This window comes from Lactococcus sp. LG1267, assembly GCF_017309545.1.
GTDB classification, from domain to species: Bacteria; Bacillota; Bacilli; order Lactobacillales; family Streptococcaceae; genus Lactococcus; species Lactococcus petauri.
In genome coordinates this window covers 898922-912019 of the sequence record NZ_CP071295.1, presented here as the reverse complement: position 1 = coordinate 912019, position 13098 = coordinate 898922, and the positions used below count along the sequence as shown (strand labels likewise).

Sequence of the window (13098 nt, the reverse complement as noted above, 5' to 3'; positions counted from 1 at the left end):
TCAACCAACCCCCTATTCGCCAAGCTTAGCAATATAGCTGTCAATAAGTTCTGATTGTGCTTGTGAATCCAAAGATTGACCGATGAGTTTTTCAGCAATTTGTACTGAAATATCAGCAACATCCCCTTTAACTGAACTGAGCGCTTCTTTGCGTTCTTGCTCAATATCTTCTTGGGCACGTTTTTTCACATTCGCAGCTTCTTCATTGGCTGTTGCCAAGATATTTGCACGATTTTGTTTAGCTGTATCATTGGCAGTTTGGATAATGTTGGCAGCTTCTTCTTTAGAACCTGCAAGTTCATTTTCACGTTGCGCTAATAATGTTTCTGCTTCTTTTTTTGACAGTTCTGCAGTTGTAATATCGTTGTTGATTTTATTTGCACGTTCTTCAAAGATACCTGTAATAGCACCCCACGCAAATTTACGAACCAAGATCAGCAAGATGATGAATGCACCGCTGACAACGATAATATTACCAAGAACTGTATTCGGAGCAGTTTCTAATAATGTAGTAAGCATTTCTACTCCTTTCCTAGTGTTCTGCTAAAATTTTGTGGCTAATGTAAAGATTTGTCAAAAGAACAAATACATAAGCCTGAAGAGATGAAATAAAGATTGAGAATGCTATCCAAGCCATTGCTAAAATCCATGTCACAGGAAGAATAAACCAACCAGAATCGATCATTCCAGCAATAATCCCTAGAAGAACTTCTCCGGCAAAGATATTACCGTAAAGACGAAGTCCCATAGAAAGGGCATTTGTAAACTCTTCCATAATAGTCATCGGAAGCATTGCTTTAGGTTCTTTCCAAAAGGCATTTTTAATATAGCCTTTAAAGCCAAACTGTTTCACACCAAGGGTATTGGCGAGTACAATGACTAAGACTGCTAAAGTCAAGTCAACTGTTGAGTTTGCTGTTGGAGAGCGCCATAAGCTGATGTCACCCGGTGCAGTGATTTTAGTAACTAGCCCAATAATATTCGAAATCAAAAGGAAAGAAAAGAGTGTAAAACTCATGAGGGCATACTTTGGTGACTCTTTAGCACCTAGATTTTCACGTCCGATGCCGTTAATAAAGTCAACTACCCACTCAAGGACGTTTTGCTTACCTGTAGGCTTCAGTTGCATATTGCGACTTGCCCAATAAATCAGACCAAAGACAATTAAAACGGTCAAAGCTGTCATATATAGAATGACTCCGTCAAAAGTTACTGGTCCAACATTAAAAGTCCATGTTGATTCCATAGCTAGTCTTCCTTTCTAAATAATTGTTGAGTATAAAAGTTAAATCAACGATTTTTAGAACAAGAAAGCCATAGCTAAGGCGATGAAGAATGTACCTTCGGCAAAGGCAACACCAAGGAACATACTTCCGCGGAGTTTGCCTTCCATTTCTGGTTGGCGTGCAACAGCATTAATAAATGCTGAAACAATAAGTCCATCACCGATAGCGGCACCAAGTGCACTAATACCAATAGCTACTGCTTTAAGAGCTTCAATTGAGATTGTTGTCATTTAATGACCTCTTTCTATGTGCGATTTTTCGCAAATTTTTATTACTATGAAATTATAGTCCTATTCAATCCGTTTGTCAAAACTTAACCTAAGATTATCAAACATTTTTCTATAAATCGTTCGGCCTTTTTTGAGCAAACGTTTTCTTTAGGATTTATTTAAGTTTCAAGGTTTTACATTTTAATTTTAAGCTGTTTAACTTAGACGTTCTTCTTCCTTATAATCAATAGGAAGCCATTTTAAAACGGTCTCGATTTGTTTGGTCCAATAGTACCATTCATGTGTACCCGGCGATTTTTCATAACGAAGGTCAAAGCCTTTTTCCTCAAGAAGTTGAGCCGCTCTATTATTTCCAGAGATAAGATAATCTTGTTCCCCACACCAACTGTAAAGCTTGGGCTTTTCACCTTCATGATGTTCTGCAAGATAGAGAATGCTGTTTTCACTATCATTAAAGTGATCAAGGTCACCAAAAATTCCGGTCCAATAAGCTTCATTCTCAGCACTTTGTTCTTTTAGGTCAGTCATATCTAACGCTCCTGATAAACTTGCTGCATAACTGAAATTTTTCGTAGCCAAAGCCAGCTTGAATGCGCCATAACCTCCCATCGACAAACCTGCGATAAAATTCTTTTCTCTCTTGCTGCTCAAGTTAGGAAAGAAATTATGTACCACTTGTGGCAATTCCTTTGCAATTGCATCAAAATATCTCATACCATAATTAGTATTAGTATAGAAGCCCAAATCAGTTGAAGGCATGACAATGGCAAGTTGAGAATGACGAATCAAACGATCAATCCCCGTTCTTATAAGCCATGAATCTTCATTTCCAGACATCCCATGCAATAGATAAAGCACTGGAATATCTTTTCCATCTTTTACACCTGTTTTACTAGCTTCTGGATAAATCACATTAAACTTACGATTCATCCCCAGTACTTCGGAGTAATATTCAATATTTATAATAGCCATTTTTCCTCCCATCCCGTTTACTTTTATGATTCAAGTAAACGTTTCCTACTATTATAACATAAGAATTATTACATATCGCCTTATTCTCATTGCTATTCAATCAAAAAGCAACGCTGTTTTGTCATATAGTATGTAACATTTTTTGTACCCAAACTTACTTTACTGTTTGAATTTGCCAAGTGCCTTTTTTATAAAGGAAACGGATTGCTCCTTGCTGGTCTGTCCGATAAATTTTTATTCCTCGTGCAGTTAATTGGTGAAGCGTTTCTTGACTCGGATGTTTATATCGATTATTCTTTCCAGCAGAAATAAGAGCAACCTTAGGCTTAATCGCTTCTAAAAAACCTTCCTTTGTAGAAGTCTTACTGCCATGATGTCCAACTTTTAGGATATCAACTTCTAAATGTGGATATTCTTTCTGGAGTTTAACCTCTCCCTCTTCTTCTAAGTCACCTGTAAAAAGAAATTTCTTCCCATAAAATTCACCAAACGTCACTAAAGAATTATCATTATCGCTTTTTCCTTCACCTCCTGTCGTTAGAAACCGGAGATAACTGTTAAATATGGGGAGCTTGTCTCCCTCTTGCACAATGTGAATCTGACTTTTTAAGCTGCTTAGTTTTTTAACAAAATTTTTCTTCTCTAATGCACTAGCTGATACATAAATATTTTTTATTGGTACTTTCTGAGCTACACTCTCCAAGTCGCCAATATGATCCTCATCTGGATGTGTCACAATCAGAACATCTACTTTGCTCACTCCACTCGCTCTCAGATAAGGTAGAAGTGTACTTTCAGCATTGCTCTTATAAATTCCCTCCTTCCACTGCTCATCAGCTCTTATTTTTAATCTACCGCCAGTATCAATTAAGATATTTTGACTGTTCCACCTGTCTTGCAAGAGAATGCTGTCTCCTTGGCCCACATCTACCATTGTAATATTTGGGTGTTTAGGATTTTTAACAAGGAAAAAAAGAAAGAAAAGGACAATTATTACAACTAAGTTCCAGTTCCTTTTTCTGTAAAAATCGAGTGCAAGTCCACTTAGCATAAAAAGCAAAAGTAAAAAAATAAGATTTGGTTTGCCAAATACAATCGGTTTATCAAATAAACTGCCAACCAGTCTTTCTATTGATTCTAAAATAATAAAAAAAAGGATTAAGTAATGTAAGATCAATGCCGAATAAAGAAAGGAGAAAGACAAAAAGTAAACCTGGCAAAAGTAAAAAATCAAAAATCAGACTAAATAATAAAGTCAATATAATCGATAATGGTTGGAAAGAATGGAAGTGAAAAATCAAAAGTGGAAGTACCCCAACAGCTAGAACAGTAGAATCAAGTAATGCTCTTTTTAATCCTTTTAGTTCATTGAATTTTTGTGAAAAAAATGTGATTAAGAAAGAATAGAGCATCGTCAGTTGTCCTCCTGTTGTCAGTAGGAAATATGGACTGAATATCATTAAAAGAAGAAAAGTGATAGAAAATCTATCGCTTGAATTTTTAATAGGTATATTTTTTTGAAGAAGCGCACGTAAGATTGAGAGAGATAAGCCAGTAAGAAAAGCATAAAATATCGAAAAGGGAATTTGGATAAAATAGACCAACTTTCTTGATAAACCTAGCCTTAATAAAATATTTCGAAGAAGTTCAATAAAAAAATTTACCTGCATCCCTGACAGGGCAAATAAATGGATAATACCGAGGCTAGTATAAAGTTCCCCCATTTCTTCAAAGTCTTTATCCAACCAACCAAAAAGAAGCCCTGTCATATAGGACGACATGGGAGAAGGAAAATGTTCTTGTGTCCAAAGAATAGCTTTTCGGCGTACCAGCCGTAAATCAAAGTCATGTTTTTCTTCAAATCCTTCAATTTTTTCTATTTTAAGAAGTCGGGAAATACCTTGCGTCCTTAAATACTTTCTGTAATCAAAACCTGAAAAGTTTCTTTGCTCTTCTGGTATCTCTAATGTGCCTTCAATGTAAAAAATCCCCTTTATCCTAAGATTTTTAAAGTATTCTTTTTCTTTTTCCGAAGTCAATGTGTAAAAAGCTTGGAAATCTCTTCCGTTCACTTCTCCCCTGAAACTGAGTCTGTTTCCATTCACTTGAAGAGTATCCATATAAGGGGTAATCTTCGAAATTTTTTCTGGTTGTTGTATTTCCTGTACTTCTGTCTCTTTTTTTACCATGAGTAAGAAGAAATTAAAGCACAGTAAAAGGGCTAACAAACTATAGTATTGACGATAAAAAGCGATGAAGAGACTAAACAAACTAAGAATAAGTAAAGGCCATGAAAAACTGAAAATAAGAAAATAAACAAAAACTAAGAGATATACTAAATAGATAAGCGTAAATTTTTGTTTCATCTAACTGCCAGAGCCTTTCTTAATCTACAGTGATTGCTTCTTTTAACTTTTCTAATGTTTTAGGACCAAAGCCACTTACCTTGGTCAATTCTTCCACTGACTCAAAAGAACCATTTTCAGAACGGTAATCCAGAATATCTTGCGCTTTTTTTGCTCCTACACCACTAAGCTGCTGCAATTCAGTTAAATCAGCTGTATTAATATTAATTTTAGTTTTTTCAGCTGTTTTACTGGTATTATCTTTGGTTTCTAACAAGTGATTTGTATCTGCTTCTCCTCTCACTGGAACATAGACCTCTGCTTCATCTTGTAATTTTTTTGCCAGATTTATTCCCTTCCTTTCTGCTTCTTCTGTAAAGCCCCCAGCACTTGCTACTGCATCAGATACACGCTTTTTGGAGGATAACTTGTAGATGCCTGGCTTTTTGACAGCGCCTTTGACATCAACGACGATTTCATTCTCATCTGCTTCTTTTTCTTCTTTTTTCTTTCCTGTAGCTTCTTTTTCCTTGCTCAGCTCCGCCCACTCGGAATGCTTTTCTTCTTGCTTTGGGATATCTAAAACTTTTTTATTCCAATAAAAAGCCCCTAAAATAGTCAATGCCAAAACAATTCCAACAGCGATTTTCCAATTTTCTTTTACATATTCTGATATTTTTTTCATAGTTCTAAATACGAAAAAACATGCAGTTTTTCACTGCATGTTTTTATAAAAACTTTTTTAAATTCCAAAACTCACGATAATCAAACCTACAACTACTAAAACAGCAAGAAAACCAGCATTTACTAAGGCAAAGTATTTTACAAATCCTGCCGTTTCACCACGTGCTTGAACGCGAATGATTTTATAGGCAATCAACGTTGCCATTGAAGCTACCATCGTCCCTATACCACCAATATCTGCTCCGATAACGACAGAAACGGCATGAGGAGTAAAAGGTGATATAAGAATTGGTGCTGCGATATTAGAGATAATCTGGCTCATAAAGACTGTGCCTAAGAAGGACATCTGTGGGCCAACAAAGGTATTGCTAATAAAGTCCGTAAGTACTTGAATATTTGCGATATTTCCTACAATCAAGAAGAAGAAAACAAAGGTAAGAAGTAAATGGTAATCAACACCCTTAAAAAGTTCGGGGCGATAGAAAAGAACAATTACAGCAACAATAGCTACAGCAAGATAAAAGTTAACATAACCAAATACAGCTGCGGCCATTAAAATCATTAAAGCAATAAAGATTGAGGTTTCTAATCGATTAAACTTGTTTACTTTTGTTTCAATGACCAAGGGTTCGTTGTCAATAAATTGGCAAGCCAAGTTCAAGAGCAGAAAGCCTGCGAGCCATAGTAATCCTGTTCCTTTAAAAAATTCTAAATTTGTCAATGACTGCCCCAAATGATGTGCTGGGTTTTGATAAAAAGAATATAAATAAAGATTGTGAGGATTACCTTGCGGTAAAAGACTTGAGCCTGTATGACAAGCAGGTACAATCATCGCGGCTCCAATGTAAACAGACTTACGATTTTTTATTTCTCGAGTAATCGTCAAGTAAAGCGGTAAAATCGTCAATATAGTGAGATCATTAGTAAAAAATACGGCAAAAAAGAAGGCCAGCATTGTGGTGAATCGTACAAGCTGACGCGTTGTTTTACTTCTTTTAACCAATGTTTGGCCCATATAGGACAAAATACCAGTAGATCGAAAACCAGCAATAACTAACATTAAACCAAAAACAGTTACAATGACTTTGTTATCAAAAAATTCAGTCTGTATTCCGCCCATACTCACTGAAATAACGGCGATAATAAACGATACAAGAAAGACCTTATCAACAATAAAAAACTGGGTCAACTTTTTGAAAGCATTGTCTGGCTTTCTTGTGATTTGCTGTTCCATGTTTTCTCCTTAAAAAACTGATTGATTGCACTCCTACAATTATACAACTTTTTTCCATGAAATTACGAAAAAGATTATAAAAAAACGGATTTTTTTTTAGAAGAAAAAATACAGCAAGGATTATCGGTTCTAAAAAAGTTACTTTAAATAAATAAAAAGTACTGTTTACAGTACTTTTGTCGTCCAAGATTCACAATTCCAAGTCTCAGTTGCAACATCTTGGTAGAATTCTGGTTCATGTGAAATTAAAAGAATTGTTCCCTTATATTCTTGTAAGGCACGTTTGAGTTCATCCTTGGCATCCACATCCAAATGATTGGTTGGCTCATCAAGGACAAGAACGTTACTTTCAGCATTCATTAATTTACACAAGCGAACTTTAGCTTTTTCACCACCACTTAAAACCGCAACTTTACTTTCAATATGTTTTTTTGTTAAGCCACAACGTGCCAATGCAGCCCGAACTTCCGCTTGGTTCATTGCCGGGAAAGTATCCCAAATCTCTTCCAAACATGTTTTCCCATTGTCACTTTTCACTTCTTGTTCAAAATAACCAATTTCTAATTTTTCACCACGTTGAACTTCTCCGTCAATGGCTTGTATTTCTCCCAAAATGCTGCGCAAGAGAGTTGTTTTACCAATCCCGTTTGCCCCTGTAAAAACTATCTTCTGGCCGCGCTCAGCCCGTAAGTTGAGTGGGCGTGACAAAGGCTCCGTATATCCAATAACTAAATCTTTAGTCTCAAAAATAAGTTTACTTGAAGTTGCACCTTTTTTGAAATCAAATTGCGGTTTTGGTCGCTCTGCACTTAATTCAATCATGTCCATTTTATCTAGTTTTTTCTGACGGGACATTGCCATATTTCGTGTCGCAACACGTGCTTTATTTCGTGCAACAAAATCTTTAAGATCTGCAATTTCTGATTGCTGGCGTTTATATGCGGCCAATTCTTGTTTTTTCTTCATTTCATAGACAGACTGGAAGGCTTCATAATTGCCAACATAACGATCTAAGGAACCATTTTCCATATGGTAAATGATGTTAATAACAGAACTTAAGAAAGGAATGTCATGCGAAATCAAGATAAAGGCATTTTCATATTCTAAGAGATACTGCTTAAGCCATGCAATATGCTCTTCATCCAAATAGTTTGTTGGCTCATCCAACATCAGGATTTCGGGTTTCGTCAGCAAGAGTTTTGCCAAAAGAACCTTGGTACGTTGGCCACCAGACAGATCTTCAACATCTCGCTCAAAGCCGATTTCATGAAGACCAAGTCCGCGTCCGATTTCCTCCACTTTAGAGTTAATTTGATAAAAGTCACTTTGCTCTAGAATATCTTGTAGTTCGCCGACTTCTTCCAAAAGTTGATCCATTTCTTCTGGAGTCACATCTCCCATTTTCAAATACAGATCATTAATTTCCGCTTCAATATCAAAAAGATACTGAAAGGCACTTGAAAGAACATCACGGATTGTTTGCCCTTTTTGTAAGACTGCATGTTGATCTAAGTAACCCACGCGAACTTTTTTTGACCATTCTACTTTACCTTCATCGGGTTGTAAAGCTCCTGTGATGATATTCATAAAGGTGGATTTACCTTCACCATTCGCACCGACCAGCCCGACATGTTCGCCTTTAAGAAGACGGAAAGACACATTTTCAAAAATCACGCGCTCACCAAAGCCATGCGATAAATTTTTTACATTGATAATACTCATATTACAGCTCTTTCTTTTTTACATACTGTTTAATAGTTTAACACAAAAAGTTAAAAGTAGGAAGTTGAGTATACCCTTAAGTAAAGATTATTCCTCATTTATTATTTTGTTCAGATAAGTAAAAACTGATCCAGAGGATCAGCTTACTATTTCTGTAAAAAAAGAGGTACTGTTAACATAACAATATCAAAGATAAGATGCACTGTCCAAGAAGTCCAGATTGATTTTGTTTTCAGATAAGCATAGTTAAATATCAAACGGGCAGCTCCCTGCACGAGTAAGATTTGAACAATTGTTCTTAGTACATCCCCGCCAAAATAAGTTTGAAAATGAACCATACCGAAAATAAAAGCTGTCAGCAAGGTACTAATCCATGTCGGCCAAGCAAATTTTTTACGAAAAGTTTCCAGAAGAGTTATCGAAAAAAGTTCTTCTCCCATCAGCATAAAAGGTACAAAAGGTAGGAGCGCTAGATTTCCAATGGCCTCGTTGCCATGATTTCCGGCTAAGCCAAAGATTATCTGCACCAAAGCTCCACCAATAAATGACCAAATAACATTTGCAAAAAAGCAAAGAATAATTATTTTAAGATACTTACCTTCTGGCTTTCTAAACCATTCCAGTGCGGAGTTTTTAAAGATAAGTGCAGCAGCTAAAAGGCTAAATACTAGCAATGTCAACTCTTGAAAAAGACCGATATGTAAATTTACAGATCCCATAAGATAAAATCCGATATAAAGAAGACCGAAGCCAATTAGTGCTTTTATTATCTCCTTGCTTTTTACTTCCATAGTTCTACTCCTAATTTTCATAAATATTGATGGACTTATTTTATAAGATTAATTATCGATTGTCAATATATTTTTATTGATATAAGATGTTTTTGTATTGAAATTATATAAAAATTCTAAAAAAACTCCTTATATAAGGGGTTTTTAGTTTGATATTGAGATTGTTTCAGACAAGGTGTCTGAGAGCTGATTCAATCGGGAAAAAGCTTTACTTTTTCTTTAACCGATACGAGTGATGATTTTCTTATGAAAATCTCTATCTGCTGATTCAATCGGGAAAAAGCTTTGCTTTTTCTTTAACCGATTGAACCCTCCAATCTAATTTTTCTACTATTATAATAGTAGAAAGTTATAAAAGTTGATTATATAAAGCTCTGTAAATATCAAACTTTTTCTACAAGTTGTGGAAAATATACTAAAGTTTTATACTTATGCCCCTTTTTTGCCCCCTAAATTAAAATCCCCACAGAGTGTAGGGATAAAGTGAAATAACTAAATTGTGTACCTAAAGTATAACAGAAAAATCCCTATTATCATAGAGATTTACCTATTAAGAACAGACGTTTATTATAGCATAAACCTTATTTTTTATGGTTCGGAAAAAATGACCGAATCAAAACAGTTATTAAAATAACGACCAGTATTATACGACTTACAGATTTATATTCTGTAAAATACTGAAGAAATATCGCTAATACAATAAGCAAAGTCGCAAGTAATTTATAAATAAATTCAAATCTTTTCATATGGTTCCTGCTGGATTCGAACCAGCGATAACTCCGTTATGAGCGGAGAACTTTAACCAGCTAAGATAAAGAACCAAAGCTCCCCGTAATATGAAAGGGAGCTATACCAAGCTCTTTGATTAAGTGTTATGAGCTTATAAATAGTTTGTATTTTTATCGAGCTTGGCATACGTTCATTATAGCATATTAAAACGCCTGCATAAAGCAGACGTCTTAGATAAATATCCGTTATAAGTAAATTAGGACAAGTACACCCCTAGTTTTCTAACCTCAATACTGTGAAATTTTATCCCTCTTAAAAGTTAAAGGGAACAAAAAATTATATATTAGTTTCTTTCACAATATAATTAGGTCTTTTCTTAGTTTCTACAAAAATTTTTGCAAGGTATTTGCCAATAATTCCCAAAGAAAGAAGCTGCAACCCTCCGAGTAATAGCACAAGAATTACAAGAGTAGGGAATCCATCAACTGGATCACCCCAAATTAGAGTTCTGACAAAGTAAAATAATCCCATCACTATTGATGCTAAGAAACTTAAAAATCCAACAAATGTTGCAAGATTAAGCGGAACTTCTGAAAAATTTACAATGCCATCAACTGAATACTTAACCAGCCCCCAAAAATTCCAAGAAGTAGAACCTGCAACACGTTCGTGATTTTCGTATGGAAGATAAGTGGTATCAAAACCAACCCAACTAAACAATCCTTTTGAAAAACGATTGCGTTCTTCTAGTTCTAAAATATTATCAACAACCTGACGAGTCATCAATCGAAAATCACGTGCTCCATCAACCATCTCTGTATCGGATATTTTATTAATAATTTTATAAAAATTTTTAGCAAAGAATGAACGAATAGGGGGTTCCCCATCTCGTGAAACACGGCGTGTTCCCACTATATCATAACCTTCTTTTATCTTCATATACATTTCATTTAACATTTGTGGTGGATCTTGTAAGTCTGCATCCATCACTGTGATAAAATCTCCATCTGCAGCTTTTAATCCTGCTAATAATGCCGCTTCTTTACCAAAATTTCTTGAAAACGAAATATACTTAATATCTTCCCTTACAGCAAGTTTTTTCAAAACTTCTAGAGTTTTATCCCGTGAACCATCATTAATAAAGTAAAAAGTCTTTTCTAAAGGTAAACTTTCCGTTTGCTTATCCACTTCATCGACGAACATTTCGAGTACTTCTTCTTCGTTGTATGCGGGAACGATTATTGAGAGTTTTGGCACGATTTTTTCCTTTCGTAATCTTACTTATTGAAATTCCCGCAAGGAAAATAATCCAGGAGAAAATCGAAATAATAATACTAGCCTTATGTGCAATTGTTTTTTCGTATGTAACTTTGACAATATCTGAACCATTTGGTTCAATTTCTAAAAAACCATCACTATTCTTATATGAAACTAATTTATTCCCTTTACTATCGAAGGCTTTAAATCCTTTAAGATATGTGATAGGTGCTTGTACGGTATCAATGTTAGTTGGCAAATTATTAATCATTAAATCCTCTCCCTGTACGGAAGCTATATTTTCATGTAGTTTGCCATCAAACTTCACCAAGGAATTTGCATAAACTTTTTGATTATTTTTAAATTGTCCTTTAATTCTATAATCATTAAACGCTAGTGATGAATATGTTAAATCATTATTTTTCTGCCCCAGCTCTTTTCGAGTTGCAAAATTACTATTTAAAATAACATCAATATTCTGAGGGTTTACTCTAAAGTATAATCTCCAACGTAAATTTTTGTTAGTTGGTTCAAAAGACTCATTTTTGATTCCGTTTTTTGCTTTAGTTGGGCCAACTTGACTAGCAGGTAAAACTGGAAAATAAGTAAAAATAGTATTACCATACATGCCTAAGATAGCAAAAATTAGCATAATTGAAGATGCAATTGGAATTATTCGTGGTTTTTCTTCCGTCAAGTCTATCAAACCCATTGCAACAAAAATACTTCCTAATAATTTGGGAATGAAATCCAAACGTGAAGTATACTGAATTGTCTCTGAAAAGAAATTTTGTATAAGCCACCATGGGAAAACCGATGAGTGAAGAAAGAGAAGAGAAATGAGATAGCCTAAAGCTATACACTTATATTTTTTATCTAATTTTTTATTTATAAAAAGTAAGGCAAATATTACTATAACTAAAAGTGAAAGTACATCAGAAAAATCAAATATATGTTTTACCACATTGTCAAAAAAACTCTTACCCCATTGCGTTTGACTATTAGGTAGAGGTGCCCAGGTACTTCCAAGACGCTGCTCCAAAAATGGAATTGTGAATATAGCAGATAATGCAATTGTAGCAATGGTCGTTCCAAATAGAATATTAATATTTTTTATATTGATTTTCTTCTTCAACAACCCTACAATAAAAATCAAGAGAATGGTAAGCACAAGAGCAAAAGTTTCAGGTATAGATAACATTACCGCTAACGCACTAAATCCAGCTGCACTCTTCCAAAATCTCTTATCACTCTTAAAAATAATCTTATAGAAACTAATAAGTATGACTGGAGCAAATAAAAAAACAATATTAGAAGTATATTGATTTATCCATACTAACCTTGTTAATGATGGATTTGTTCCTATACCTGCACTTGCAGTTAATATATAAGTTATTGAAAATATAAAAGCCTGTAAAATGTTATTTGTTGCTTTTTTAAAGACTGAATAATTCATTACTAAAGCAAAATAAACTATGAATATATCAAATAATATGAAAGCTAAAACAGGATTATTAAGTAAACGCCAAAGTAACGTTAAGGGAAGCAAGCCATACGAGGGATAAAATAGATTAAGTCCATACCCCCAATTCTGAATTCCTGAATATTGTACAATATCTGGAAAAAATTGACCGTGTTGTTGTAGTTTTACAATCTCATAAAGACGTGTAATGTGGAAATTGGAGTCAACATAAGTTATTAATTCTCCATTAATTAAAAAAGGTAAGAACAGAATTAATGAAATAAAGAAGAAAATTAAATTCCTTATCCAACGTTTCTCAATATACCTGTTTAGTTTTTGTTTCACGGTAAGAATTCCCTCATATAAAATAGTATTTGTGCTCGAAA

General features: G+C 34.5%; 10 protein-coding genes, 1 tRNA gene and 1 pseudogene. All 12 read right to left on the bottom strand.

Annotated features, from left to right (window positions below):
- Positions 1–12 precede the first annotated feature (12 nt).
- The 12 genes and pseudogenes from atpF to J0J33_RS04470 all read right to left on the bottom strand — a co-directional run bounded on the left by atpF (position 13) and on the right by J0J33_RS04470 (position 13057).
- Positions 13–519 carry a F0F1 ATP synthase subunit B gene (atpF, locus tag J0J33_RS04525; RefSeq protein ID WP_004259173.1) on the bottom strand — a complete coding sequence of 169 codons (507 nt, stop codon included), beginning with the start codon at positions 517–519 and terminating at the stop codon, positions 13–15.
- Between the two features lie 13 nt (positions 520–532).
- Complete coding sequence (gene atpB, locus J0J33_RS04520) at positions 533–1246, bottom strand: F0F1 ATP synthase subunit A (RefSeq protein WP_004259176.1); 714 nt, start codon at positions 1244–1246, stop codon at positions 533–535.
- A 54-nt stretch (positions 1247–1300) separates the two neighbouring features.
- Positions 1301–1516, bottom strand: coding sequence for a F0F1 ATP synthase subunit C (locus J0J33_RS04515; protein WP_003135074.1), 216 nt, complete (start codon positions 1514–1516; stop codon positions 1301–1303).
- Between the two features lie 195 nt (positions 1517–1711).
- A complete protein-coding gene (locus tag J0J33_RS04510; RefSeq protein WP_029343492.1) occupies positions 1712–2488 on the bottom strand; it encodes an alpha/beta hydrolase family protein in 777 nt (258 codons plus the stop codon).
- 154 nt (positions 2489–2642) lie between these two features.
- A pseudogene (locus J0J33_RS10935) lies at positions 2643–4854 on the bottom strand (DNA internalization-related competence protein ComEC/Rec2).
- 19 nt (positions 4855–4873) lie between these two features.
- On the bottom strand, positions 4874–5518 hold the full coding sequence (locus J0J33_RS04500; protein ID WP_206888286.1) for a helix-hairpin-helix domain-containing protein: 645 nt from the start codon (positions 5516–5518) through the stop codon (positions 4874–4876).
- A 57-nt stretch (positions 5519–5575) separates the two neighbouring features.
- Entirely contained in the window at positions 5576–6751 is a 1176-nt protein-coding gene (locus J0J33_RS04495; RefSeq protein ID WP_019292097.1) for an SLC13 family permease, read from the bottom strand.
- Positions 6752–6916: 165 nt separating this feature from the next.
- Positions 6917–8473: an ABC-F family ATP-binding cassette domain-containing protein gene (locus J0J33_RS04490; RefSeq protein ID WP_206888283.1), complete on the bottom strand. Its 1557-nt coding sequence runs from the start codon at positions 8471–8473 to the stop codon at positions 6917–6919.
- 146 nt (positions 8474–8619) lie between these two features.
- Positions 8620–9264: a CPBP family intramembrane glutamic endopeptidase gene (locus tag J0J33_RS04485; RefSeq protein ID WP_206888280.1), complete on the bottom strand. Its 645-nt coding sequence runs from the start codon at positions 9262–9264 to the stop codon at positions 8620–8622.
- Between the two features lie 747 nt (positions 9265–10011).
- Positions 10012–10085 (bottom strand) — tRNA-Ile (locus tag J0J33_RS04480).
- A gap of 244 nt (positions 10086–10329) precedes the next feature.
- Positions 10330–11196 carry a glycosyltransferase family 2 protein gene (locus J0J33_RS04475; protein WP_242526942.1) on the bottom strand — a complete coding sequence of 289 codons (867 nt, stop codon included), beginning with the start codon at positions 11194–11196 and terminating at the stop codon, positions 10330–10332.
- Positions 11183–13057: a hypothetical protein gene (locus tag J0J33_RS04470; protein ID WP_206921806.1), complete on the bottom strand. Its 1875-nt coding sequence runs from the start codon at positions 13055–13057 to the stop codon at positions 11183–11185. Before J0J33_RS04470 ends, J0J33_RS04475 begins: the two co-directional genes overlap by 14 nt.
- Between the last annotated feature and the right edge of the window lie 41 nt (positions 13058–13098).

Excerpts from the sequence above, each read along its gene's own strand:
- atpF (WP_004259173.1), bottom strand. The coding sequence starts at position 519 with ATGCTTACTACATTATTAGAAACTGCTCCGAATACAGTTCTTGGTAAT.
- J0J33_RS04495 (WP_019292097.1), bottom strand. The coding sequence starts at position 6,751 with ATGGAACAGCAAATCACAAGAAAGCCAGACAATGCTTTCAAAAAGTTG.
- J0J33_RS04475 (WP_242526942.1), bottom strand. The coding sequence starts at position 11,196 with ATGTTCGTCGATGAAGTGGATAAGCAAACGGAAAGTTTACCTTTAGAA.
- J0J33_RS04500 (WP_206888286.1), bottom strand. The coding sequence starts at position 5,518 with ATGAAAAAAATATCAGAATATGTAAAAGAAAATTGGAAAATCGCTGTT.
- atpB (WP_004259176.1), bottom strand. The coding sequence starts at position 1,246 with ATGGAATCAACATGGACTTTTAATGTTGGACCAGTAACTTTTGACGGA.
- J0J33_RS04510 (WP_029343492.1), bottom strand. The coding sequence starts at position 2,488 with ATGGCTATTATAAATATTGAATATTACTCCGAAGTACTGGGGATGAAT.
- J0J33_RS04485 (WP_206888280.1), bottom strand. The coding sequence starts at position 9,264 with ATGGAAGTAAAAAGCAAGGAGATAATAAAAGCACTAATTGGCTTCGGT.
- J0J33_RS04515 (WP_003135074.1), bottom strand. The coding sequence starts at position 1,516 with ATGACAACAATCTCAATTGAAGCTCTTAAAGCAGTAGCTATTGGTATT.
- J0J33_RS04490 (WP_206888283.1), bottom strand. The coding sequence starts at position 8,473 with ATGAGTATTATCAATGTAAAAAATTTATCGCATGGCTTTGGTGAGCGC.